This is a genomic window from Pseudomonas sp. YA1 (assembly GCF_058680555.1).
This window is the reverse complement of record NZ_JBZWBG010000023.1, coordinates 74313-98410: the sequence shown is the minus strand read 5'-3', so window position 1 is coordinate 98410 and position 24098 is coordinate 74313. Positions and strand designations below refer to the sequence as shown.

Annotated in this window: 25 protein-coding genes, 3 tRNA genes and 1 pseudogene; 6 read left to right on the top strand and 23 right to left on the bottom strand. The window is 64.8% G+C overall.

The genetic code is table 11. The features are described from left to right. Positions 1-33: 33 nt before the first annotated feature. Complete coding sequence (locus tag AC4OR5_RS26950; RefSeq protein WP_058160360.1) at positions 34-249, bottom strand: hypothetical protein; 216 nt, start codon at positions 247-249, stop codon at positions 34-36. Positions 250-309: 60 nt separating this feature from the next. After that, complete coding sequence (locus tag AC4OR5_RS26945; protein WP_058160361.1) at positions 310-909, bottom strand: hypothetical protein; 600 nt, start codon at positions 907-909, stop codon at positions 310-312. A 115-nt stretch (positions 910-1024) separates the two neighbouring features. On the opposite strand from AC4OR5_RS26945, the gene AC4OR5_RS26940 reads away from it, so the two are divergent. From AC4OR5_RS26940 to AC4OR5_RS26925, 4 genes and pseudogenes are all read left to right on the top strand, one after another. Further along, positions 1025-1336 carry a hypothetical protein gene (locus AC4OR5_RS26940; protein ID WP_058160362.1) on the top strand — a complete coding sequence of 104 codons (312 nt, stop codon included), beginning with the start codon at positions 1025-1027 and terminating at the stop codon, positions 1334-1336. 12 nt (positions 1337-1348) lie between these two features. Continuing rightward, complete coding sequence (locus tag AC4OR5_RS26935) at positions 1349-3049, top strand: type IV secretory system conjugative DNA transfer family protein (RefSeq protein WP_058160363.1); 1701 nt, start codon at positions 1349-1351, stop codon at positions 3047-3049. Positions 3050-3212: 163 nt separating this feature from the next. After that, positions 3213-3557 carry a hypothetical protein gene (locus tag AC4OR5_RS26930; RefSeq protein WP_058160364.1) on the top strand — a complete coding sequence of 115 codons (345 nt, stop codon included), beginning with the start codon at positions 3213-3215 and terminating at the stop codon, positions 3555-3557. Next, positions 3554-4525, top strand: a pseudogene (locus tag AC4OR5_RS26925) (recombinase family protein); the annotation flags it as partial. The gene AC4OR5_RS26930 and the pseudogene AC4OR5_RS26925, both read left to right, overlap by 4 nt. On the opposite strand, the gene AC4OR5_RS26920 reads toward AC4OR5_RS26925, so the two are convergent. The 13 genes from AC4OR5_RS26920 to xcpR form a co-directional block, all read right to left on the bottom strand. Further along, on the bottom strand, positions 4487-4720 hold the full coding sequence (locus AC4OR5_RS26920; RefSeq protein WP_058160366.1) for a hypothetical protein: 234 nt from the start codon (positions 4718-4720) through the stop codon (positions 4487-4489). The pseudogene AC4OR5_RS26925 and the gene AC4OR5_RS26920 sit on opposite strands and share 39 nt — an antisense overlap. A 346-nt stretch (positions 4721-5066) precedes the next feature. After that, positions 5067-5143: transfer RNA gene (locus tag AC4OR5_RS26915), tRNA-Asp, on the bottom strand. A gap of 114 nt (positions 5144-5257) precedes the next feature. Further along, positions 5258-5334, bottom strand: a tRNA-Asp gene (locus AC4OR5_RS26910). Positions 5335-5350: 16 nt separating this feature from the next. Next, a tRNA-Val gene (locus tag AC4OR5_RS26905) sits at positions 5351-5426 on the bottom strand. 138 nt (positions 5427-5564) lie between these two features. Next, positions 5565-6089: a GspM family type II secretion system protein XcpZ gene (xcpZ, locus tag AC4OR5_RS26900; RefSeq protein WP_003091369.1), complete on the bottom strand. Its 525-nt coding sequence runs from the start codon at positions 6087-6089 to the stop codon at positions 5565-5567. Between the two features lies 1 nt (position 6090). Beyond that, positions 6091-7239, bottom strand: coding sequence for a GspL family type II secretion system protein XcpY (gene xcpY / locus AC4OR5_RS26895; protein ID WP_058160367.1), 1149 nt, complete (start codon positions 7237-7239; stop codon positions 6091-6093). Continuing rightward, positions 7236-8237: a GspK family T2SS minor pseudopilin variant XcpX gene (gene xcpX / locus AC4OR5_RS26890; RefSeq protein ID WP_023436422.1), complete on the bottom strand. Its 1002-nt coding sequence runs from the start codon at positions 8235-8237 to the stop codon at positions 7236-7238. The genes xcpY and xcpX overlap by 4 nt, the downstream gene beginning before the upstream one ends. Further along, on the bottom strand, positions 8234-8947 hold the full coding sequence (xcpW, locus tag AC4OR5_RS26885; protein WP_023108526.1) for a GspJ family T2SS minor pseudopilin variant XcpW: 714 nt from the start codon (positions 8945-8947) through the stop codon (positions 8234-8236). The genes xcpX and xcpW overlap by 4 nt, the downstream gene beginning before the upstream one ends. Then, positions 8944-9336 carry a GspI family T2SS minor pseudopilin variant XcpV gene (gene xcpV, locus AC4OR5_RS26880; protein WP_023106183.1) on the bottom strand — a complete coding sequence of 131 codons (393 nt, stop codon included), beginning with the start codon at positions 9334-9336 and terminating at the stop codon, positions 8944-8946. The genes xcpW and xcpV overlap by 4 nt, the downstream gene beginning before the upstream one ends. Further along, positions 9333-9851: a GspH family T2SS minor pseudopilin variant XcpU gene (xcpU, locus tag AC4OR5_RS26875; RefSeq protein ID WP_003110066.1), complete on the bottom strand. Its 519-nt coding sequence runs from the start codon at positions 9849-9851 to the stop codon at positions 9333-9335. The genes xcpV and xcpU overlap by 4 nt, the downstream gene beginning before the upstream one ends. A 6-nt stretch (positions 9852-9857) precedes the next feature. Further along, positions 9858-10304 (bottom strand): GspG family T2SS major pseudopilin variant XcpT, encoded by a 447-nt coding sequence (gene xcpT, locus AC4OR5_RS26870; RefSeq protein ID WP_003130409.1) that lies wholly within the window; start codon positions 10302-10304, stop codon positions 9858-9860. Positions 10305-10308: 4 nt separating this feature from the next. Beyond that, complete coding sequence (xcpS, locus tag AC4OR5_RS26865) at positions 10309-11526, bottom strand: GspF family T2SS innner membrane protein variant XcpS (RefSeq protein WP_003091376.1); 1218 nt, start codon at positions 11524-11526, stop codon at positions 10309-10311. Further along, positions 11526-13034, bottom strand: coding sequence for a GspE family T2SS ATPase variant XcpR (gene xcpR, locus AC4OR5_RS26860; RefSeq protein ID WP_003091377.1), 1509 nt, complete (start codon positions 13032-13034; stop codon positions 11526-11528). The genes xcpS and xcpR overlap by 1 nt, the downstream gene beginning before the upstream one ends. Positions 13035-13253: 219 nt before the next feature. Here xcpR and xcpP point away from each other — a divergent pair, with 219 nt between their 5' ends. Together xcpP and xcpQ are read left to right on the top strand one after the other, a co-directional pair. Continuing rightward, a complete protein-coding gene (gene xcpP, locus AC4OR5_RS26855; protein ID WP_042173362.1) occupies positions 13254-13961 on the top strand; it encodes a type II secretion system protein N in 708 nt (235 codons plus the stop codon). 4 nt (positions 13962-13965) lie between these two features. Beyond that, on the top strand, positions 13966-15939 hold the full coding sequence (gene xcpQ, locus AC4OR5_RS26850; RefSeq protein WP_023108529.1) for a GspD family T2SS secretin variant XcpQ: 1974 nt from the start codon (positions 13966-13968) through the stop codon (positions 15937-15939). Positions 15940-16033: 94 nt separating this feature from the next. On the opposite strand, the gene AC4OR5_RS26845 is transcribed toward xcpQ, so the two are convergent. From AC4OR5_RS26845 to AC4OR5_RS26810, 8 genes are all read right to left on the bottom strand, one after another. Further along, positions 16034-16801, bottom strand: coding sequence for an SDR family oxidoreductase (locus AC4OR5_RS26845; protein ID WP_023106180.1), 768 nt, complete (start codon positions 16799-16801; stop codon positions 16034-16036). Then, a complete protein-coding gene (locus AC4OR5_RS26840; RefSeq protein WP_058156322.1) occupies positions 16798-18009 on the bottom strand; it encodes an O-succinylhomoserine sulfhydrylase in 1212 nt (403 codons plus the stop codon). Before AC4OR5_RS26840 ends, AC4OR5_RS26845 begins: the two co-directional genes overlap by 4 nt. 16 nt (positions 18010-18025) lie before the next feature. Further along, positions 18026-19531 carry an amidophosphoribosyltransferase gene (purF, locus tag AC4OR5_RS26835; protein WP_003091383.1) on the bottom strand — a complete coding sequence of 502 codons (1506 nt, stop codon included), beginning with the start codon at positions 19529-19531 and terminating at the stop codon, positions 18026-18028. Positions 19532-19752: 221 nt separating this feature from the next. Then, positions 19753-20295, bottom strand: a complete 543-nt coding sequence (locus AC4OR5_RS26830; protein WP_003113932.1) for a CvpA family protein — start codon at positions 20293-20295, stop codon at positions 19753-19755. A gap of 73 nt (positions 20296-20368) precedes the next feature. Continuing rightward, a complete protein-coding gene (locus tag AC4OR5_RS26825) occupies positions 20369-21028 on the bottom strand; it encodes an SPOR domain-containing protein (RefSeq protein ID WP_023104566.1) in 660 nt (219 codons plus the stop codon). A 3-nt stretch (positions 21029-21031) separates the two neighbouring features. Then, a complete protein-coding gene (folC, locus tag AC4OR5_RS26820; RefSeq protein ID WP_058160368.1) occupies positions 21032-22321 on the bottom strand; it encodes a bifunctional tetrahydrofolate synthase/dihydrofolate synthase in 1290 nt (429 codons plus the stop codon). Next, the gene (accD, locus tag AC4OR5_RS26815) at positions 22318-23190 is read right to left on the bottom strand and encodes an acetyl-CoA carboxylase, carboxyltransferase subunit beta (RefSeq protein WP_003104199.1); all 873 of its coding nucleotides are present in this window, start codon (positions 23188-23190) and stop codon (positions 22318-22320) included. Before accD ends, folC begins: the two co-directional genes overlap by 4 nt. Before the next feature lie 268 nt (positions 23191-23458). After that, positions 23459-24094 carry a phosphoribosylanthranilate isomerase gene (locus AC4OR5_RS26810; RefSeq protein WP_019485538.1) on the bottom strand — a complete coding sequence of 212 codons (636 nt, stop codon included), beginning with the start codon at positions 24092-24094 and terminating at the stop codon, positions 23459-23461. Positions 24095-24098: the final 4 nt, after the last annotated feature.

Here is a 24098-nt window from a genome sequence, read left to right as displayed (position 1 = left end):
AAGAAAGAAGTGACATAAAATAAAGGATAAAGCCTAGCGAGGAAGAGGCGACGGGAAAGGCAAGCGTTCTCTTTGACGCTTATCGAGCCTTTTTCTTGTGTCGGCAAGAATATCGTCAATATCTTTCATGAGATCATCATGTGAGACAAGCTTCAGCGTGCCTGCTTTCAGTTGGCGCTCCATAGATGCCAATTTATCCATGAACTCCTTTTGGAATTCCAGCGGCTCGTTCGGTTTGTCATATTTCATGATTTGCTCCCTGCTAAAAATCTAGCACTGTTTCGACGTTAGCACGGCCCCACCATGCGATCAAGGCGACGACAACCCCATGTATTCTTCACTTTCATTATTTTTAGTGCTTAAAGGCTCTTTTTTCAGACTAGCTTCAAGATCGTTAAATATCTGATTGGAAGCGGCCAACGCCACATTGGGTGATGAAATATCATCGGTTCCGAACAGGTGCATCCAGTCGATTCGGTAATCTGCCGTGCGCTTAATCAGGGCGTAATGGTAGAGAAAGGCCTTTTCAGAAAGCTTGCCCCAATGACCTTTCAGCTCCTGGGCGACCAGTGCCGGGCCGTATTCGTCCGGCACCAGCATGCGCCCCTCGCGCGCCCTGCGATATTCATCCAGGGTTGAGCCGTGGAGATAGCGAGCATAGGCGTCTTTTACCTCGGCCTGGTCATGCGCGGTGCGGATACGCGATGCCTCATCATCAGCGATGTGGTGCCTGCTGTGTTTCTCGTGGAGGCGCTGGCTGAGTTTCAGATACAGGGCGCTGGTGGTCTGACGTGATACGCCGCAACGTGCGGCGGCTGCCGTGGGGGCGATGAAACGGGCATAGCATTGCAGAAGATCCAGCACCTGTTCGCGGGTCAAGACGGAGTTGTGGATGTAGGGATTCGCCATGGCCCCGCCTCAACTGCTTTACATTGCTCTGCCGTGCTTGATGAGAATTTCCGCCAGCCCTATAAGAGTAAGAACCTCCTCAAGATTCCACGCATGAACGAGTTGGGAGGTTCCCATGTACGGCAAGCATCCACAAGCGGGCGGCAGCAAGGGTAGCGCCATTTATCAAGGGATTTCCGGGCTGGGCTCGGCCATTGGTCTGGGTGTATCGATACTGCTTACGCCACAGATTTATACGTGGAGCAAGGACGCTCTTTATTCCTACCTCGCTCGTTATCTCCGGCATGATTTCGCTGAGATTCTGACCGTGGTGATGGGCGGTGTTGAGGGCTTCATCATCTACTCCGTCATCAGTCTCCTGTTCACGTTTGTGGTTACATGTGCGATTACGACGTTCGCCGCCCGCCGCTTCTCCGACAATTCCTGACGGGAGGCTGTCATGGACTCCTTCAAAGAACACTATCGGTTTGGTTCGGCGGCGTGGGCAACATGCGGTGATGTTGCCGGGGCCGGGTTGTTCGATTGTCCGGGGCCGTTCATCGGCTATGGCGCAGACCGCCCCATGATGCTCGATGGCGATGCGCCGATGATCACCATTGGCGGTGCAGGCTCCGGCAAGTTGCGGGACTTGCTGGCCTATAACCTGTGTGGCTTCCAACTGGGCGAACATGGCTGGGTTACGCCGCCGCGCATTCTGGTCAATGACCCGCGCGGGGAATTGGCGGCGATTTCCATTGGCTCTCAGGTGCGGTTCGGCAAAGCGGCGTATTGCATCAATCCGTTCAGGCTGCACGGGCTCCCCCGGCACCGTTTGAACCCTTGGGATGTGTTGCAGCCAGGATCGCCGACCTTCCATACCGATGTGAAATTGCTGGTCGGTGACCTGATCCCCCTGTCCGGCAGTTCCAGCGCTGAGTATTTCGAGTTACGGGCGCGGCAATGGTGTGAATCGCTGGTGCAGGACTACGCCATGACGTTCGGCAAAGTCAGCCTGCCCGCGCTTTATGACATGGTGAACGCGATTGAAGAGCCGGATGGCTGGTCTGCTCTGGAAGGTCGGATGTTGCGTTCCCCATCGTCTGACGTGCGGCGAACGGCCCATGAAATCAGCACCAAGCGCAAGGACGTGCCGAAGGAATACAGCGCCATCGTGGGGGAGATCGTCAAGTATCTTGGCTTTCTCAGCGACCCGGTGATCCGCGAGACGCTGAGCGGTTCGGATTTCTCGCTGGAGGTGCTGTGCCAGCGCGACTGCAATGTTTACAACATGATACCGGCGGAATATGCCAACCAGCTTGCCCCGATGTTACGGGCCATCATCGGGGCCGCGATGCTTTACAAACAGCGCCACCCTGCGGCCCCGCGCGTCCTGTTCCTGATCGACGAGGCGGCCACGCTGGGGCGGTTTGAATCGCTCCTGCGCGGCTATACCTACGGGCGTGGGATGGGGATTCGGGTCTGGAGTATCTGGCAGGACATAGGCCAGATCAGCCGTAACTATGGCCGTGATGCGCTTTCAGGCTTCATCGGGTCTTCGCAGGTGCGGCAGTTCTTCGGTGTGCGCGACCTTGATACGGCCCGTGTGGTGTCCGCAATGCTGGGGGCGGAAACGCTGGAATACGACCCGGTACTGGAACAGATGCAGGCCCGCCTGACACAAGCGCAGATCATCGACCGCCTCATGGCTGGTGATGATCCGTTTGAGGCGGGCTTGCACTACGCCTATCAGGCGCGTGCGGCTGTCCACCGGGTGAAACAGGCCCGGCCTCTCATGGCACCAGATGAGGTGCTGAACCTGCCGGAAGATCGGCAGGTGCTGTTTATCAGCGGGCTGGGGCTCATGCCGATTCTGGCGGACAAATATCCCTACTTCACCAGAGCGGAGATGGCCGGAGCCTATCTGCCCAATCCTTACCATCCACCGCATGACCGGGTGCGGGTGATGACCCGTTACGGTGTGCGGATAAAACCCGTTGTGACCGAGCGCGTTCCTGATGAGTTTGCGGACTACCCGCAATACGAATCCGGAGAGTGGTCATTTATCAAAGGGCATCGCCCCAAGCGGCAACAGCCAAAGGGAAGTCGAAAAAGAAAGTGGCGTAGCATCGTTATTCCCGAGGAGTTTTATTTTCAGCTTTAAATCCTGATATCCCAAAAAACATTTTGCAAATCTGAATTCATGGCGAATGCAATGATATTCGGAAGTGGTTTTTTGTTGCCCCGCAACAATGATTATGTCTATACCCAGCCCCTCTTCGGTTTCCCCGTGTTACCGAAAAGCCTTTGGAAAATAGGAGTAAATCATGAACAACGATAAAGCCGTCATGAAGGGAGGCGAAGTTGATAACTCTGAAATAGCAAAACTGCATAGCCCGCAAGGGGTATGTGTGTTTAATGTTGAGAAGTACCGGGAGGACGTAGAGGAGTTCGACCTGACAGAAGATCAGGCGGCAGAGCTACTGCAAACGCTGTGGAACATCATGGCGACGTTCGTGGAGCTGGGGTTTGGGGTGGATTCCGTTCAACTTCTGTTGAACGCAACTGTACCTGAAAATGCAGATAGCATGTCAGAGCCCGTCCGGGCCAATAGCACGGCGAATGTATTGAACGGTGCAAAATCAAACCACAACATGAAAGGTGCAACATGAAAGATGTTACGGAAAAAATAGCCGTAATCTATTGCCGTGTATCGAGCCTAAAACAGGCCGTCCAAGGCGATGGATTAACGTCCCAGGAAACACGATGTCGGGAATACGCCAAGTACAAAGGCTATGACGTTGTGAATGTGTTCAAGGACGATATGTCGGGCGGTCTGATCGACCGTCCCGGAATGAAGTCCATGCTGGGCTATCTGCATAAAAACAGGAGCCTCCCGCATGTCGTCATTATTGATGACATCTCGCGTCTGGCCCGGGGCCTGGAAGCTCACCTGCAACTGCGTTCCGCCATCAGCAGTGTGGGGGCTTCGCTGGAATCCCCTTCCATTGAGTTTGGCGAGGATTCAGATTCGATCCTCGTTGAAAACCTGCTGGCCAGTGTTTCGCAACACCAGCGGCAGAAGAATGGCGAACAAACCAAAAACCGGATGCGCTCGCGCCTGATTAACGGCTATTGGGTCTTTCAGGCTCCCGTTGGCTACCGCTACGCACGAAGCACGGGCAATGGAAAGATTCTGGTTCGCAATGAGCCCTGCGCCTCCATCGTCCAGGAAGCCCTGGAGGGCTTCGCATCTGGGCGTTTTCAGATACAGGCCGAAGTCAAACGCTTCCTGGAATCCTTCCCGGAATTTCCGCGCACCAATCACGGATATGTCCGTAACCAGCAGGTGACCGACATTCTGACCAACCCGGTTTATGCGGGTTATGTCGAGGCCCCGAATTGGAACGTATCGCTGCGCCAGGGGCATCACGAACCGCTGATTACCTTCCAGACCTTCAAGAAGATTGAGGAACGACTGAACAGCAAGGCCAAGGCCCCTGCCCGCAAGAATATCAACGAGGACTTCCCGCTTCGCGGTTCCGTCCTTTGCGGTGACTGTGGGTCGGCTTTGACCTCTTGCTGGTCGTCAGGGCGGCATTCACGCTACCCCTACTATCTCTGCCACAAACGCGGCTGTGAGAGCTACGGCAAGTCCATCAAGCGCGATGTATTGGAGAGTGAGTTTGAAGCGCTCCTGCGTGCCGTACAGCCCACACCAGGGCTGTTCAAGATCGCCCAGAAGATGTTCGAGGAATTGTGGAACCATCGTCTGGCGATGAGCGAGGCACGGGTTCGGAACCTGAAAAGCGAGATGGCGAAAATCGAACGCCAAGTCGGTCAGTTCCTTGATCGAATCACAGATACGGATATGCCATCAGTCATCCGGACATACGAAGACCGGATTCGGAAGCTGGAGGAACAACGGATCGTTATCGGTGAGCAGATGGCTCGATGCGGGCGTCCGGTGCGGAGCTTTGACCAGACACTTAGAACCGCTTTTGACTTTCTCGGAAACCCTTGCAAACTCTGGGCTTCCGAGCGTTTTGAAGATAAGCGCACAGTCCTGAAACTGGTGTTTCTCGACCGTCTTGCCTATGTGCGTGGATCGGGGTTTAGAACCGCCGATTTATCCTTACCCTTCAAGACCTTATCGGATTTCTCCAAGGGCAATTTGAAAATGGCGCAGCGGACGGGACTCGAACCCGCGACCCCCGGCGTGACAGGCCGGTATTCTAACCGACTGAACTACCGCTGCGCGTCGGCTGGGCAAGATGCCCGGTAAAGCGACTTCCTCTCGTTGCAGCCAGGCTGCCCGCCTTCTTGCGGAAGACGGCGAGTTCGGGGTGGTGAACTCGGGAGGGGAAGTGAATGGCGCAGCGGACGGGACTCGAACCCGCGACCCCCGGCGTGACAGGCCGGTATTCTAACCGACTGAACTACCGCTGCGCGTAACTTGCGAGATTGGTGGGTGATGACGGGATCGAACCGCCGACCCTCTGCTTGTAAGGCAGATGCTCTCCCAGCTGAGCTAATCACCCTTCACTCTCGAAGTGGGGCGCATTCTACCGACCGAAAAACCTAAGTCAATGCCCTGATTGAATTTTTTTTGAAATTTCGGCGATCGCCTGTCGGCGCGGTCGGCGCCGGGGCCCATGCCGGCCCCAGCCACGGGCCGCTCACTCGACCCGCAGGCTCAGGCGCGCCGAGACCCGGCCGTCGACCTGGCGGTCCAGGCCGGCCTCCGCCACCTGCACGCCCTGCCCGTTCAACTGCTCCAGCCAGGGCAGCAGCTTGGCGAATGGCGCCGGCTGCAGGGCCACCTGCACGGCGCCCTCGCCTTCGTTGTCGAGGCGCTCGACACTCAGTCCGGCCTGGGCCGCCGAAGCCGTGACCATGCCCTGCAGCGCCGCCGGGTCGATCTGCGCCTGTGGCGCCGCGGCATCGGCCTGGCGCACGTTGGGCGCCTGCTGCTGGATATAGGCATGCAGCGCGCGCTGTTCGGTGAAGTACTGCCGCGCCGACTGCAGATGGCGCTCGGCCGGGCGCCACAGCGCCAGGTAGAGCACCACCAGCAGGAGGAACGCGCCGAGCCAGAGCAGCGCCAGGCGGTCCCGCGCCGGCAGCCCGCGCCAGCGGATCGCCAGCTGCGAGGTTTCCGCCTGAGCCCTGAGGCGCTCGTGGAATTGCGTCATCACCTTCATCTCAACCTCCTATCACCAGGCGCGCGCTGACCGTCGAGCCATCGCGGCTGGCCGAACCCAGTTGCACCGCCAGCCCGGACTCGCTGAGACGCGAACGCAGCCGTTCCAGCACGTCGAAACCGGGAGCCCGCACCTGGAGGGCGACGTCACCGCGAGCGGCGCTGAAGTCCAGTTGCTCGACGCTCACCGTCGGCTCGCCGCCGATCACCGTGGCGGCCTGGCCAAGCAGGCCGAGCAACTGACCTTCGCCGCCGCTGCTGGCGCTGTCGGCCAGGTGCTGGTCGAACTGCGCGCGCAGGTTGATCAGCTTGCGGTCCTCGGGAAACAGCTGGCGGTAGAGTTCTGCGCTCTGCGCCGCGTAGCGGTCGCCTTCGCGCTGCAACTGCCAGGCCTGGACCAGGGTAAAGCCCCATTGCAACACCAGCCACAGCCCGACCAGCCCCAGCAGCGGCCGCCAACGGCGCCACTGGCTGCTCTGCTGGCGCGCGGCGAACTCGGCCTGGGCCAGGTCGGTGCCCAGCGGCTGCTCGCTCAGCCAGACGTGCGGATTGCCCGCCAGGGCCTGGACTTCCACCCCCTCCAGGGGCGCCACCTCCTGCGCGGCGAAGGCCCGCTGCGGCGGCGGGCAACTGTCGCGCAGCACCGGCCAATCCTCGCTGCCGCAGGCCAGGCGTACGGCACCGCTGCCGCCGAGCAGCCAGCGCTCTTCCAGCCAGAACAGGCAGCTGCCCCCGCCCGGCAGGCAATCGGCATCGACATGCAGCGAAGCCGGCGCCTTGCCCGCGCCCTCGGCCAGCGCCAGCCAGGCGGCGAGCCAGGTGCGCTGCACGGCGAATACCCGGTGGCGGCCGTCGGCCAGCGCCGGACCAAGGGCAAGGTGCATCTGCTCGACATCGTCGGCCAGTTGTTCCTCCACCGCGAACGGCAGCGACTGGCGCAACCAGCGCGCCTTCTGCGTAGGCAGGTTCACCGCGCAGGCGGTCACCGCCTCCACCGGCAGGTACAGCCGCCAGGGCGCACGGATTTCCGCCAGCGCCTGGGCGAACGGCGCGCGCCGGCACTCGCCATCCTGCACCCACCATACCGCCAGTTCCCCATCGGCCCCCGCCGTGCTGGCGGGCGGCAGGAACAGCGCACTCACTCCACTCATCGCTCGTCCTTCTTCCAATCGTCGCCGCCCGCCGACGGGATGGGCAGGCCGCCCTGTCCCATGTCGCGGGCCATCACGCGTATCTTGCCGTCCTTGCCCCGCTGCAAGGTACTCACCAGCACCTGCCGGCGGTCGCCCAGGCTGACCTCGCTGATCACCTGGAAGTAGCGGGTGCCGACGGCATAACTGACGTTTCCGGTCTTCGAACCCAACTGGGTCAGATGCTTGGTGAAATCGTCCTTGCTCTGGAAACCTTCCCGACCGCGGGCGTCCACGATGTTTTCCGCCTGTCCCGGATCGATCTCGAACATGGCGGCCAGCACCGGCACGCTGGCGGTGTTCACGTTCAGCGGCGCATCCTCGGGCAAGGCGCTGACGAACGGCAGCAGGCGTCGATAGTCGGCTTCCGACAATTTCAGCAGGCGCAGCTCGGACACATCCTTGAAACTGCGGTTGGCGGCGCGGTAGGCCGGCGCCTCCAGCAGGTACTGGTTGTCCTCGGCGCCTTGCTCGCCCTGCGGATTCTGGTCGGCGTCGAGCCAGTCGGCCAGCCGGTCCGGCAAGCCCTGGACGATCTCTTCCTTCATCCCCAGGGTGGCCAGCAGGCGACGGAACTGCTTCACCGAATCCGGCTTGACCTTGCGCTTGCGCACCAGTCCGTTGAGGTTGAAACGCCCGCTGGGGTCCTCGATCCGCACCCGCAGCTCGCCGCCGTCGTCCAGCTTGAACGGCGTCATCGGTCGAGCCCAGGCCTCGCCCAGGTGGTCCACCGGCTCGCGGGTATTCTCGCCGCCCTGGCGCAGGTCGCGGCGCAGCACCGCTTCCGCCAGGCGTTCGCCGCCCAGCGCATAGTGCCAGGCCTGGCGCACGTGCAACTGGTTGGCGCTGCTGCGTATCGCCAACTGCTGGCGGATGATCAGCCCGGCGCAGACGATGGTCACCACCGCCACCACCAGCAGCACGGTGATCAGCGCGACGCCGCTCTGCCCGCGCCTCATTCCGGCGCCCCCGGCATGCCTTCCGGCGGCTGCGGCACCCCGCCCTCGCCGTTCTCGCCGTTCTCGTCGCCCGGCTGGCCCTGCGGCTGGTCCTGCTTGAGCGGCGGATCGAGCAGACGCCAGACGCGCACCAGCTTGCCGTAGTGGCGGTGCTCCAGGGTCATCTCCACCGCCAGCGGCAGGCTTTCCAGGCGCTCCTCCTCGCTGCCTTCGTCGGTCGGCCAGTGGCCCTGCCAGTTGTGCTCCTTGTCGAGGAAGCGCCAGCTCAGCGCGGTAACCCCGTCCAGCACCTGCTGCACCCGTGGCTTGCTGTCCTGGGCGCGGTCCAGAACCAGCCAGTAGCGGCGTTCGAGGGTCTCCCCGGACAGCGACCAGCGCACCCGCTGCAGGCGCGAGCGCGCCTGGCCGAGCGGGTTGCGCCAGCCGCCACGGGTGAATTCGACGATCTGGTCGTTCTCGCCCTCGCTGAGGAAGGCGCCACGGTTATCGCCCAGTTCGTCGCGTACCGGACGTTCGACCGCCTGGGTCAGGTCGCGCTCCAGGGCGCCCATCGCCCGCACCAGCTCACGCATGCGCTGCTCCTGCACGCGAGTCGCCTGGTCGGTCTGCATCACGCTGTCGAACATGCGGTAGGTGGCCAGGGCCAGCAGGGCGAAGATGGCGATGGCGATCAGCAGCTCGAGCAGGGTGAAGCCCCGCTGTAGCCTCATGGCTGGCTCCCGAGGAAACCGACGAGGCGCGCCGCGGCGCGTTCCTCGATGCTGCCACGCTCGCGGCCGAGGGGCTTCGCCGCGACCCAGACGATCACCCGCCGCATATCCTGCTCGGCGGTGCTGTCGACCTGGGTGCGCCACTCCCAGCGACGCCCGGCGAACTCCAGCTCGCCCTGGTTGCGGCCGCTGGAGGGCGGCGTCTGTTCCAGTTGCAATTCGTTGAGACGGTTGTCGGCGATCCACATCGCCAGGGTCTTGTCCTCCAGCCGCGAGGCGTTCTGCAGGCTGCGCGCGCTGGCACTGAGCACGCTGGCCGCGACCATGGCGAAAATCGCCAGGGCCACCAGCACTTCCAGCAGGGTGAAACCACGCGCGCGCTTCTTCATCGCCGAGCCACCTCGACCCGTGGCAGGCGGAAACCGTCGCTGCTCAGCGACAACGCCCGCCCCTCGGGTCCGCGCTCGGCCAGGCGCAGGCGGAACGGGCTGAGTTCGCCACTGGAAAGGATCAGCAATTGCGGCTGATCGGTGCCTTTCTTCTGCTCCTTCTCGCCCTTGCTGCCGGCCAGCACCAGCGGCTGGCCGTCCAGCTCGAAGGTCAGCTCCGCCCATTCCGGCAGGCGGTGGCTGTCGCGCGCCACCGGCAACCAGCGCGCCTTCGCTTCGTCGTAGCGCAGCACCTGATAGGCATCGCGCTCCAGGCGCAGGCCGTACTCGCGGTTGTCCAGCACGGCCTCGTCGGTCAACACGCCGATCAGCCCGGCGAGCCGCTCGGCCTCGCTGTCCAGCTCCCGCGAGGTGCTGGCGAAGCCGGTGCTGAGCACCGCCAGGCCGATCAGCACGCTGATGATGACCATCACCACCATCAGCTCGATGAGGGTGAAGCCGCGCGAAGCCTGCATGTCCGGTCAGTTGTCCCAGTTGCCGATTTCGGCGTCGTTGTCGCTGCCGCCTTCCTTGCCGTCGGCGCCCAGCGAATACAGGTCGAACGGGCCCTTGGTGCCCGGCGCCAGGTACTGGTAGGGATTGCCCCACGGGTCGACCGGCAGCTTCTTCAGGTAGCCGTCCTTGTTCCAGTTCTTCGGCTGCGGGTTGCCGGTGGGCTTCTTCACCAGCGCCTCGAGGCCCTGCTGGGTGCTCGGATAGGCGAAGTTGTCCAGCTTGTACATGTCCAGCGCGGCAGCGATGGCCTTGATGTCGCCCTTGGCCACGGTGACCTTGGCCTGGTCGGGACGGCTCATCACCTGCGGCACCACCAGGGCGGCGAGGATGCCGAGGATGACCACCACGACCATGATTTCGATCAGGGTGAAGCCCGACTGTTGGCGACGCTGCAATGGGCGGCTCTGATTCACGCGATTACCCCACGAGTTGGTTGAGAGAAAGGATCGGAAGAAGAATGGCCAGGACGATGACCAGCACCACCGCGCCCATGAATATCAGCATGAACGGTTCGAACAGGCCGACCATCAGGCCGATCTGCGCCGCCAGGTCGTTCTCCTGGTTGCGCGCGGTGCGCGCCAGCATCTGGTCCAGCTCGCCGGAACGCTCGCCGCTGGCGATCATGTGCAGCATCATCGGCGGGAACTGCCCGGTGGCTTCCAGCGAGCGGGTCAGGCTGGCGCCCTCGCGGACCTTCTGCGCGGCCTTGACCACTTCGTTGCGGATGATCCGGTTGGCGATCACCTCGGCGGCGATCGCCAGCGCCTCCACCAGCGGCACGCCGCTGCGGGTGAGGATCGCCAGGGTCGAGGCGAAGCGCGCGGTGTCGGTGGAGCGCACCAGCCGACCAACCAGCGGCACACGCAGCAGGAAGCCATGCCAGCGCTCGCGAAAGGCATCCTTGCGCAGCGCGTAGCGGAAGCCGATCACCCCGCCGATCGCCGCGACGAAGGCCAGCGCGCCCCAGGCCTTGACCCAGTCGCTGACGCCGATCAGCACGCGGGTCAACAGCGGCAGCGTCTGCCCGCTGTCGATGAACACCCGGACCACGTCGGGCACCACGTAGCCCAGCAGGAAGCCGACGATGGCCAGCGAAGCGACCATCAGGATCACCGGATAGAGCAGCGCCAGCTGGATCTTCTGGCGCGACTGCTGGCGCTGCTCGGTGTAGTCGGCAAGTTGCTCCAGCACCGGGCCGAGGTGCCCGGCATGCTCGCCGGCAGCCACCGTCGCCCGGTACAGCTCGGGAAAGGCGGTGGGAAACTCGCGCAGGCTGCCGGCCAGGCTGTGGCCTTCGAGGACCTTGGCGCGCACCGCGAGGAGCATCGACTGGATGCGCTGCGAGGTGGACTGCGCCGCGGCGGCGCGCAGCGCCTCCTCGATCGGCAACGCGGCCTGGACCAGGGTCGCCAGTTGGCGGGTTACCAATGCCAGGTCGCGCGCGGACAGTCCGCGGGCGAACGTCAGGCGCCCGCCCTGCCCGCTCTGCTCGCGGGTACGGGTGGGCTTCACATCGAGCGGCGCCAATTGGCGCTCGCGCAGCAACTGGCGGACCTGACGCGCGCTGTCCGCCTCCAGCACGCCCTTCTGCTGGCGACCGCTGGGGTCGAGGGCGAGGTATTCGAAGGCGGCCATTATTCTTCCCGGGTCACGCGCAGGACTTCCTCGACCGTGGTGACGCCTTCCAGCACCTTGCGCCGACCGTCGTCGCGGATGCTCGGTCCACTGGTGCGGGCATGCCGGGTCATTTCCTGCTCGGAGGATTCGTTGTGGATCAGCGAGCGCATGTGGTCGTCGAACACCACCAGTTCATAGATACCGGTACGCCCGCGATAGCCATGCTGGTGGCACTCGCCGCAGCCGCGGGCGCGATGCAGGGTCGGCGGCGCGGCGGGATCGACGCCGAGCAGCGCGCACTCGGCCTCGTCGGCCCGGTAGGGCTCCTTGCACGCCGGGCAGAGCACCCGCACCAGGCGCTGGGCCAGCACGCCAAGCATGGAGGAGGACAGCAGGAACGGCTCGATGCCCATGTCCACCAGGCGGGTGATCGCGCCGATGGCGCTGTTGGTGTGCAGGGTCGAGAGCACCAGGTGGCCGGTCAGCGAAGCCTGAACCGCGATCTCGGCGGTCTCCCGGTCGCGGATCTCGCCGACCATCACCACGTCCGGGTCTTGCCGTAGGATCGCCCGCAGGCCGCGGGCGAAGGTCATGTCGACCTTGGCGTTGACCTGGGTCTGGCCGATGCCTTCCAGGTGGTATTCGATCGGATCCTCGACGGTGAGGATGTTCCGCGTGCGGTCGTTGAGCGTGGTCAGGCTGGCGTACAGGGTGGTGGTCTTGCCCGAGCCGGTGGGCCCGGTGACCAGCAGGATGCCGTGCGGCTTGCGCACGGTTTCGTCCATCAGCTTGCGGTCGCGCTCGCTCATGCCCAGGTGCTGCAGGTTCAGGCGCCCGGCCTGCTTGTCGAGCAGACGCAGCACCACGCGTTCGCCGTTGGCCGAGGGCAGGGTCGAGACGCGGATGTCCACCTCACGCCCGCCGACCCGCAGGGAAATCCGTCCATCCTGGGGAATGCGTTTCTCGGCGATGTCCAGCCGCGCCATGACCTTGATCCGCGATACCAGCAGGGCCGCCAGCTCGCGCTTGGGTTCGAGCACCTCGCGCAGTACGCCGTCGACGCGGAAGCGCACCACCAGGCGTTTCTCGAAGGTTTCCAGGTGGATGTCCGAAGCGTTCTCGCGGATCGCCTCGCCGAGGATCGCGTTGATCAGGCGAATGATCGGCGCGTCGTCCTCCTGCTCCATCAGGTCCTCGGTTTCCGGGACCTGGTCGGCCAGGGCGGCGAGGTCCAGGCTGCCGCCGAGGTCCTCGGCGAGCTGCATGGCCGCCGAGGAATCGTGCTGGTAGGACGCCGCCAGGGCCTGGTTGAAGGCATCCTCGCCGAGCGCCTTGAGCGGCAGGCGGCGGCCGGCGAAGCGCTGCGCCTCGGCGATCGCCGCCAGCTCCACCTGCGGCCGGCAGGCCAGCCAGTACTGCTCCTCCAGGCACAGGAACAGCAGACCCTGGCGCTTGGCGAAACTGAACGGCAGACGCCGTGGCGGTGCGGCCGGCGCGGCGATGTCGGGTAACGGGGCTGTCATCATGGATGCCTTATAGCGGTAACCTTACAGAAGTATCTTGGTCGTATATGACCACTGAACGGTTACCGTCAGTATTGTTAGTTGTTAGTCATTTTGTGCGGCCGGTCCCGGGTTCCTCTTGCAGAAGTATCCTGGCGAACCGTTATCTTAAGCACAAGCGTGCCTGGCCCGGCCAGTCACACCTATTGATAGAAGTAGGTAGCCTACCGGCAACGAACTGCTATGATCCCTCGGCGATCTTCAGACATAACGATAAAGACCAGGAGTGATGTATTGCCTTTCTCCGGCGCCTCTTCCCGCTGGCTGCAGCGGTACGCCCCGGCCCTTCTGGCTGTTGCCCTGATCATCGCCATGAGCATCAGTCTCGCCTGGCAGGCCGCCGGCTGGTTGCGCCTGCAGCGCAGCCCGGTGGCCGTCGCCGCCTCGCCGGTCAGCCACGAATCCACCCGCAGCGACCCGACCCGCCTGGCGCGCCTCTTCGGCACCAGCGCCCAGGACCCCAACGCCCCGCCACCGGCCACCAACCTCGACCTGGTGCTCAAGGGCAGCTTCGTCCAGAGCGATCCCAAGCTGTCCAGCGCGATCATCCAGCGCCAGGGCGACAAGCCGCACCGCTACGCAGTCGGCGGCGAGATCAGCGACGGCGTGAAGCTGCACGCGGTCTACCGCGACCGCGTCGAACTGCAGCGCGGCGGGCGCCTGGAAAGCCTGCCCTTCCCGCACCGTTCCGGGGGGCTGCTGGCCAGCGCGGACGACATTACAAGCGAGAACGACTCGATCGAACAACTGCAAAGCCTGCAGGATGAGAACGCTGCAGCATTGCGCGAGCGCCTGGATGCCTTGCGCCAGCAAATGGAAGCCACGCCCATCGCAGAACCCGCCGAAGAAGACTCGAGCGAGCCCACGACCACGCCTACGGAAAGCGACTGACCCGATGTCCCAGCCCTTGTTCCGCGCCCTGTTTGCCCCCACCAGTCGTTCGTACGTTCCCGCCGTCCTTCTCAGCCTGGCCCTCGGCATCCAGGCGGCGCACGCCGAAGACAGCGGCAGGAACGCCTTCGTCCCCGCCGGCAACCAGCAGGAGGCGCACTGGACGATCAACCTCAAGGATGCCGACATCCGCGAGTTCATCGACCAGATTTCCGAAATCACCGGCGAGACCTTCGTCGTCGACCCGCGGGTCAAGGGCCAGGTCAGCGTGGTCTCCAAGGCGCAACTGTCGCTGAGCGAGGTCTACCAGTTGTTCCTCTCGGTGATGAGCACCCACGGCTTCACCGTGGTCGCCCAGGGCGACCAGGCGCGCATCGTGCCCAACGCCGAGGCCAAGACCGAGGCCGGTGGCGGCCAGAGCGCACCGGATCGCCTGGAGACGCGAGTGATCCAGGTGCAGCAGAGCCCGGTATCGGAACTCATCCCGCTGATCCGTCCGCTGGTCCCGCAATATGGCCACCTCGCCGCGGTGCCTTCGGCCAACGCGCTGATCATCAGCGACCGCAGCGCCAATATCGCGCGAATCGAAGACGTGATCCGCCAGCTCGACCAGAAGGGCAGCCACGACTACAGCGTGATCAACCTGCGCTACGGCTGGGTGATGGACGCCGCCGAGGTGCTCAACAACGCCATGAGCCGCGGCCAGGCCAAGGGCGCGGCAGGCGCCCAGGTGATCGCCGACGCGCGCACCAACCGCCTGATCATCCTCGGCCCGCCACAGGCGCGCGCCAAGCTGGTGCAACTGGCGCAATCGCTGGACACCCCGACCGCGCGCTCGGCCAACACCCGGGTGATCCGCCTGCGCCATAACGACGCCAAGACCCTCGCGGAAACCCTCGGCCAGATCTCCGAAGGCATGAAGAACAACGGCGGCCAGGGCGGCGAACAGACCGGCGGCGGCCGACCGAGCAACATCCTGATCCGTGCCGACGAAAGTACCAATGCGCTGATCCTGCTGGCCGACCCGGACACGGTCAACGCCCTCGAGGACATCGTTCGCCAGCTCGACGTGCCGCGCGCCCAGGTATTGGTGGAAGCGGCCATCGTCGAAATCTCCGGCGACATCCAGGATGCCGTCGGCGTGCAATGGGCGATCAACAAGGGCGGCATGGGCGGGACCAGGACCAACTTCGGCAATACCGGGCTGTCCATCGGCACCCTGCTGCAAGCGCTCAAGGACGACAAGCCGCCGGCGCTTCCCGACGGCGCCATCGTCGGTATCGGCAGCAGCAGCTTCGGCGCGCTGGTCACCGCACTGTCGGCGAACAGCAAGAGCAACCTGCTGTCGACCCCGAGCCTGCTGACCCTGGACAACCAGAAAGCGGAAATACTGGTCGGTCAGAACGTCCCCTTCAATACCGGCTCCTACACTACCAACAGCGAAGGTTCGAGCAATCCTTTCACCACGGTCGAACGCAAGGACATCGGCGTCAACCTCAAGGTCACCCCGCACATCAACGACGGCGCGGCCCTGCGCCTGGAGATCGAGCAAGAAATCTCCTCCATCGCCCCCAGCGTGCAGCAGGTCAGCAACACCGACATCATCACCAACAAACGCTCGATCAAGAGCACCATCCTCGCCGAGAACGGCCAGGTCATCGTGCTCGGCGGCCTGATCCAGGACGACGTGGTGCAGGCAGAGTCCAAGGTACCGCTGCTCGGCGACATTCCCTGGCTGGGCAAGCTATTCCGCTCGACCAAGGACACTCACACCAAGCGCAACCTGATGGTCTTCCTGCGCCCGACCGTAGTGCTCGACGGCGCAGGCCTGGCGGCGATTTCCGGGAAGAAGTACAGCGACATCCGCGTGCTCGACGGCCGTCGCAGCCCAGAAGGCCGTGGGAGCATCTTGCCGAGCAGCGCCGGACAATTGTTCGACGGTCAGACCGTCGACCTGCGCGACCTGAAAGCGGAGTAACGTTCCTCAGGCTCTCCTGCGAGACAGCGGAGGACAACAAAAAAGGCGCGGCCCCTTGCGGGTCAGCGCCTTTTTCACATCGACATGGCAACACTCAGTCGAGGTAGACCATTTTCCGGGTCATGCCGCCATCGACCAGGAACTCCTGGCCGGTGACGAAACCGGCGTCCTCGGAGAGCAGCCAGGCCACCAGCGACGCGACATCCTCCACCGCTCCGACCCGGCCGACCAGGTGTTGGTCGTGGTCCAGCTCGGTCAGCGGCGCAGCCTCGCGCTCGGCGGCCTCGCGGGTATCGATCCAGCCGGGGCTGAGCGCATTGACACGGATCTCCGGGCCCAGGCTGGCGGCCAGGGCATGGGTCAGCGCCAGCAACCCGCCCTTGCTCGCGGCGTAGGCCTCGGAGTCAGGCTCCGACTGGTGGGCACGAGTCGAGGCGATGTTGACGATGGCGCCGTTGTGCGCGCGCAGATAAGGCGTGCAGTACTTGGCCAGCAGCATCGGACCGGTCAGGTTGACCGCCAGGGTGCGGGTCCACTCGCCGAGGCTCAGCGCCTCCAGCGGCGTATTGCGCGGATTGGCGATGGCGGCGTTGCAGACCAGGCCGTCGAGGCGGCCGAACTGACCGAGCACCTCGGCCACGCTCGTCGCCACCTGGCCCTCCTGGGCCACGTCCATGGCCACGAACCAGGCGTGCTCGCCCAGCGCCTCGGCCACCCTGGCACCGCGTTCACGGTCGTTGTCGGCCAGCACTACCTGCCAGCCCTCGGCGATCAGCCAGGCACTGATGCCCAGGCCAATGCCCCGGGCCGCCCCGGTGACCAGGGCGACCTTGCCGTTGCCTCGCAGGTTGGGTTCGATCACAGCGCGGCCAGCCCCCGGGCCATGTCGGCCTTGAGGTCGCCGAGGTCTTCCAGGCCGACCGCAACCCGGATCAGGCTGTCGCCGATCCCGGCGCGCGCGCGGTCCTCGGGGGACAGCCGACCGTGGGAGGTGGTCGCCGGGTGGGCGATGGTGGTCTTGGTGTCGCCCAGGTTGGTGGTGATCGAGACCATCCGGGTGGCGTCGATGAAGCGCCAGGCGGCATCGCGCCCGCCCTTCACGTCGAAGCTGACGACCGCGCCGAAGCCACTCTGCTGGCGCCGGGCCAACTCATGCTGAGGATGGCTCTGCAGGCCCGCGTAGTAGACCCGCTCGATGCCCGGCTGGTGCTCCAGCCATTCGGCCAGGGCCAGGGCACTGGCGCTGTGCGCCTGCATGCGGATACGCAGGGTTTCCAGGCCCTTGAGGAACAGCCAGGCGTTGAACGGGCTGAGGGTCGGTCCGGCGGTGCGGAGAAAGCCGACCACTTCCTTCATCTGCTCGCCGCGACCGGCGACCACCCCGCCCATGCCCCGGCCCTGGCCGTCGATGTACTTGGTCGCGGAGTGGATCACCACGTCCGCACCCAGCTTCAACGGCTGTTGCAGCGCCGGCGTGCAGAAGCAGTTGTCCACCGCCAGCAGTGCGCCCTTGGCGTGGGCGATCTCGGCCAGCGCGGCGATATCCACCAGCTCGGCCAGCGGGTTGGATGGCGACTCGACGAAGAACAGCTTGGTATTCGGCTTGCACGCCGCCTCCCAGGCCGCGAGATCGCTCAACGGCGGATAGTCGACCTGGATGCCGAAGCGCTTGAAGTACTTGTCGAACAGGCTGATGGTCGAGCCGAACACGCTGCGCGAGACCAGCACGTGGTCACCGGAGCTGCACAGGCTCATCACCAGGGCGAGGATCGCCGACATGCCCGACGCCGTGGCCACCGCCTGCTCGGCTCCTTCGAGGGCGGCGATGCGCTCCTCGAAGGTGCGTACCGTGGGGTTGGTGTAGCGCGAATAGACGTTGCCCGGCACTTCGCCGGCGAACCGCGCGGCCGCGTCGGCGGCGGTGCGGAAGACGTAGCTGGAGGTGGTGAACAGCGCCTCGCTGTGCTCGCCCTCCGGCGTCCGCCGTTGCCCGGCGCGAACCGCCAGGGTGTCGAAGGCCGCGCCTTCCAGGTCGCTGTCGAGACGCCCGGCATCCCAGTCCTGAGTCATGCCGCTCTCCCCTTTGTCAGTCGTTGTACAGATCGATGATCGCGCTGACCGCCTGGCTCTTGGCCTTGGTCGCATCGTTGCGCGCCTGTTCGATCCGGTTCAGGTAGGCCTCGTTGACGTCGCCGGTCACGTACTCGCCGTCGAACACGGCGCAGTCGAAGTGATCGATCTTGATCTTGCCGCCGCCGACCGCATCGATCAGGTCGGGCAGGTCCTGGTAGACCAGCCAGTCGGCGCCGATCAGCTTGCTGACGTCCTCGGTGCTGCGATTGTGCGCGATCAACTCGTGCGCACTCGGCATGTCGATGCCGTAGACGTTGGGGTAGCGCACGGCCGGCGCGGCGGAGCAGAAGTAGACGTTCTTCGCCCCGGCCTCGCGGGCCATCTGGATGATCTGCTTGCAGGTGGTGCCGCGGACGATGGAGTCATCCACCAGCATCACGTTCTTGCCGCGGAACTCCAGCTCGATGGCGTTGAGCTTCTGCCGCACGGATTTCTTCCGCGCCGCCTGGCCGGGCATGATGAAGGTGCGGCCGATGTAGCGGTTCTTGACGAAGCCCTCGCGGAACTTCACGCCGAGCCGGTTGGCCAGTTCCAGCGCCGCGGTGCGGCTGGTGTCCGGGATCGGGATGACCACGTCGATGTCGTGGTCGGGACGCTCGCGGAGGATCTTGTCGGCAAGCTTCTCGCCCATGCGCAGGCGCGCCTTGTACACCGAGATGCCGTCCATGATCGAATCCGGACGCGCCAGGTAGACGTGCTCGAAGATGCACGGCGCGTATTTCGGCGCCTTGGCGCACTGGCGGGTGTAGAGCTTGCCTTCCTCGGTGATGTATACCGCCTCGCCCGGTGCCAGGTCGCGGATCAGGGTGAAGCCGAGTACGTCCAGGGCCACGCTCTCGGAGGCGATCATGTATTCGACGCCATTCTCGGTATGCCGCTGGCCGAAGACGATCGGACGGATCGCATTGGGGTCGCGGAAACCGACGATGCCGTGGCCGGTGATCATCGCCACCACCGCGTAGCCGCCGACGCAACGGTCGTGCACGCAGGAAACCGCGGCGAAGATGTCCTCCTCGGTGGGCTGCAGCTTGTTGCGCACCGCCAGCTCGTGGGCGAACACGTTGAGCAGCACTTCCGAATCGGAGTTGGTGTTCACGTGGCGCAGGTCGGATTCGTAGATTTCCTTGGCCAACTGCTCGACATTGGTCAGGTTGCCGTTGTGCGCCAGGGTGATGCCGTAGGGCGAGTTGACGTAGAACGGCTGCGCTTCCGCCGAGCTGGAGCTGCCGGCGGTCGGGTAACGCACATGGCCGATGCCGACGCTGCCGATCAGGCGCTGCATGTGGCGCTGCTGGAAGACGTCGCGGACCAGGCCGTTGTCCTTGCGCAGGTACAGCTTATCGTCATGGCAGGTGACGATACCGGCAGCGTCCTGGCCGCGATGTTGGAGGACGGTGAGCGCGTCATACAGCGCCTGATTGACGTTCGACTTGCCCACGATACCGACGATGCCACACATGTGACGCAACCCCTACTTGGCTCAAGCTGGAAAGATGGGAAGCGCGATCGGTCCGTCCCGGACCATCGAGCTGACCAGGGCCTGTGGGCCGCTGGCTCCCGCGAATCGGCGACCTTCGCCGCCGACTGGCTCGCGGCACGTCCTGTGCCGCCGGCGCCGCGCCATCGACGCGCCGCCCTGGAAAACCGCGGGACCCGGCCTCGGCCAGTGTCCCGCCAAAATCACTGGCTGGGAAGCAGCCCGCCGATGCCGCTTGGCGGCGTTATCGGCGCGGCCGGCAACCACTGGCCGGCGAAACCGAGAATGAAGTTCTTCGACCAGTCGGCGACCATCAGGAAATGCGGCATCAGCACCGACTGCTGCCACCAAGGGTCCTGCTGTACCGGGGCCAGGCTGAGCAGGCCGACCAGCAGCACGACCAGCAGTACGCCGCGCGCACCGCCGAAGACCATGCCGAGGAAGCGGTCGGTGCCGGACAGGCCGGTGACCCGGATAAGTTCGCCGATGAGGTAGTTGACCAGCGCCCCGAGCAGCAGGGTCGCGATGAACAGCAGCGCGCAGGCTGCGATGATGCGGGCCGAGGGGGTCTGGATGTATTCGCCCAGGTGCTGCGCCAGCGCCCCGCCGAACATCCAGGCCACCGCGCCGGCGACTATCCAGGTAAGCAGGGACAAGGCTTCCTTGACGAAGCCGCGACTCAGACTGATCAGGCTGGAAACGACGATGATGGCGACCATCGTCCAATCGACCCAGGTAAATGCCACTATGCAGCCCACAAGCAGAAAAGGCGCTGCATTTTAGCAGAGCGCGCCCGCGACGGTAAGCCGCGGGTCGCGGTCAACCGCGTTCCGGCTGGAAGCGCACGACGAAGCCGTTGAGCTTCTGCTGCTTGCTCAGCTGGTCGCGCAGGCGATCCGCCTCGGCGCGCTGGATCACCGGCCCGACGAAGACCCGGTTCATCCCATCGAAACTGCGGATGTAGGCGTTGTAGCCCTGGGAGCGCAGGGTCTTCTGCAATTCCTCGGCGCGCGCCCGGTTGGACAGGCTGGCAAGCTGTACCGACCAGCTCTGCGGCAGGTTGTTGGCGTCCAGGCGCTTCTCCGCGGGCGGCGGGCTCGGCGGCGCAGCGGGCGGTTGCGGCTGGCTTGGCGGCGGGCTGGCGGCCGGTGCCTGGGCCTGGGCGGGCGGCTGGGTGGCCGGCGGGGTCGCCGGCAGGCCGCCGATCGGCTGGCTGGGCTGGCCGGCGGCGGCCGAGGAGCCTTCCTCGACGATCTCGGGAGCGATGTCTTCTTCGCCGGGCTGCAGTTCCGGCACCTCGGTCGGCTGCACCTCGACACTGGGCATGGCCGGCGCTTGCGGGCGCGGCGGCGCTTCCACCACGACCTGGCGCGACTCGTCTTCGCGGGTGAACAGCATCGGCAGGAAGATCACCGCCAGGGCGATCAGCACCAACGCACCGACGATGCGCTGCTTCAGCCCTCTTTCCAGCAAGGCCATGATTTACTCCCCCTTATCCGTTCTACGGGCCAGCCATTCCAGGCCTTCGGCCACGCTATAGAACGATCCGAACAGCAGAATGACATCATCCGCGGTAGCCTTGGCGCACTGCGCGTCCAGGGCGGCGGCGATATCCGCATGGCTGCTCGCCGGAACCTGGCGCAGGATCAGCGCCGCCTCCAGCTCCGCGGCCGGCCGCGAACGCGGGGTCGGCAACGGTGCAACGGCCCAATCCTGCACCAAGCCGGTCAAGGGTTCCAGTACGCCATCCAGGTCCTTGTCCGCCAGCAGGCCGAAGACCGCCAGGTAGCGTCCTCGTGGCGCTGCGGCACGCAGGCGTTGCGCCAGGTACTGGGCGGCCTGGGGATTGTGCCCGACGTCCAGCAGGAGCTGGCGTGGCTGGCCGTTCCAGGACAGGTCGCGGCGATCGAGGCGACCGGTCACCCGGGTCCGCCGCAGCGCCTCGGCCAGGCGCTCCGCCTGCCAGGGCAACTCGAGCAACGCGTAGGCCTGCAGGGCCAGCGCGGCGTTTTCCATGGGCAACTCGAGCAACGGCAGATCGTGCAGCGACAGCGCCTGGCCGTCCGCGGCCAGCCCGCGCCAGTGCCAGCCATAATCGGCGAGCGCCAGGTCGTAGTCGCGACCGCGCAGGTAAAGCGGTGCCCCCAGCGCAGCCACCTGCTCCAGCAATGGCTGCGGGGGATCGAGATCGCCGCACAGGGCCGGTTTGCCGGCGCGCAGGATACCGGCTTTCTCGAAAGCCACGCTTTCGCGGGTATCGCCCAGCCACTCGGCATGGTCCAGGCCGATGCTGGTGATCAGCGCCAGGTCGGCGTCGATCAGGTTGACCGCATCCAGGCGCCCGCCAAGGCCGACTTCCAGCACCGCAAAGTCCAGCCCGGCGCGCTCGAACAGCCAGAAGGCGGCCAGCGTGCCCATTTCGAAATAGGTCAGGGAAATCTCGCCGCGTGCGGCCTCCACCGCGGAGAAGGCGTCGCACAGTTGAGCATCGCCGGCCTCGATGCCGTCGATCCGCACCCGCTCGTTGTAGCGCAGCAGGTGCGGCGAGCTGTAGACCCCGACCGACAACCCCTGCTCACGCAGCAGCTCGGCGAGCAGGGCGCAGGTAGAGCCCTTGCCGTTGGTCCCGGTAACGGTGACCACGCGTTTCGCCGGCCTTCCCAGGCCGAGCCGGCGCGCTACCTCGCGGGAACGCTCCAGGCCCATGTCGATGGCCGTCGGATGGAGTTGTTCGAGATAGCTCAGCCAATCGGCCAGGGAACGCTGGGTCATGCGGATACGGGGCTCGGCGAATGAGTGAAGGCCGACAGCAGATTGGCCAGGCGCGGCCGCAACTCGGCACGATGCACGATCATGTCGATGGCGCCATGCTCGAGGAGGAACTCGCTACGCTGGAAGCCTTCCGGCAGCTTCTCGCGGACGGTCTGCTCGATCACGCGGGGACCGGCGAAGCCGATCAGCGCCTTGGGTTCGCCGACGATCACGTCGCCGAGCATCGCCAGGCTGGCGGAAACGCCGCCGTAGACCGGGTCGGTCAATACCGAGACGAACGGGATGCCTTCTTCGCGCAGGCGCGCCAGGACCGCCGAAGTCTTGGCCATCTGCATCAGCGAGATCAGCGCTTCCTGCATGCGCGCGCCGCCGGAGGCGGAGAAGCAGATCAGCGGGCAGCGCTTCTCCAGGGCGACGTTGGCCGCGCGAACGAAGCGCTCGCCGACGATGGCGCCCATCGAACCGCCCATGAAGGAGAACTCGAAGGCGCAGGCGACCACCGGCATACCCTGCAGCTTGCCGCTCATGGCGATCAGCGCGTCCTTCTCGCCAGTGTCCTTCTGTGCCGCGGCGAGGCGATCCTTGTACTTCTTGCTGTCGCGGAATTTTAGGCGGTCCACCGGCTCGAGGTCGGCACCCAGCTCCTCGCGACCGTCCTCATCGAGGAAGATGTCCAGGCGGGTACGCGCGTTGATGCGCATGTGGTGGTCGCACTTCGGGCAGACATCCAGGGTCTTTTCCAGCTCCGGACGGTACAGCACGGCTTCGCAGGACGGGCATTTGTGCCACAGGCCTTCCGGTACCGAACTCTTCTGGGACTCGGAACGCATGATGGAAGGGATCAGCTTGTCTACCAGCCAGTTGCTCATGCTCTTTGTTCTCCAGTGCAAGGTCGGGATGGCCGCACCGATCCGGTGACGACGTCCCTGAGCAAATTCATCTTCGTGACCGCCGGCAGCGGTGGGCCCCACGGCTGCGAAGCGTTTCGCGGCCTGTCCCATCCCCCGCCTGCGCGGTCACCTGGGTGATACCCGGCGAGCGGCTATCGCGAAATATCTGGCCTCCCTATCGGCGGCCGGGCGTTGTCGCGGAAACGGCGACACGCTAGTGGACGGTGGCGGACCGCCCGTCGTCACATCATGTCTCGTCGCGGCGCCGCGAACGCACCGCGTCCACGAACGCGCGGACCCTCGCCGCATCCTTGATTCCCTTGCTCGCCTCGACGCCACCGCTGACGTCCACCGCGTAGGGCTTGACCTGCTCGACTGCCCTGCCGACGTTATCCGGCGTCAGACCGCCGGCCAGCACCAGGGGTTTGCCCAGGTCGGCCGGCACCAGCGACCAGTCGAACGCCGCCCCCGTGCCGCCGGGCACGCCTTCCACATAGGTATCCAGGAGAATCCCGGCAGCTCCCGGATATGCCGCCGCGCGCCCGACGATGTCGTCGCCGGGCTTCACCCGCAGGGCTTTCAGGTAGGGTCGCCGATGTCCCTCGCAGTCCTCGGCGCGCTCGTCGCCATGGAATTGCAGCAGGTCCAGCGGCACCGCATCGAGAATCTCGCCCAGTTCGCAGCGGCTGGCGTTGACGAACAGGCCGACGCTGGTCACGAACGGCGGCAGGGCACGAACGATCTCCCGCGCCCGATGGATATCCACCGCCCGCGGGCTCTTCGCATAGAACACCAGGCCGATGGCATCGGCGCCCGCCGCGGCGGCGGCCAGGGCGTCCTCGACTCGGGTGATACCGCAGATCTTGATGCGAACGGCTGGCAACGAC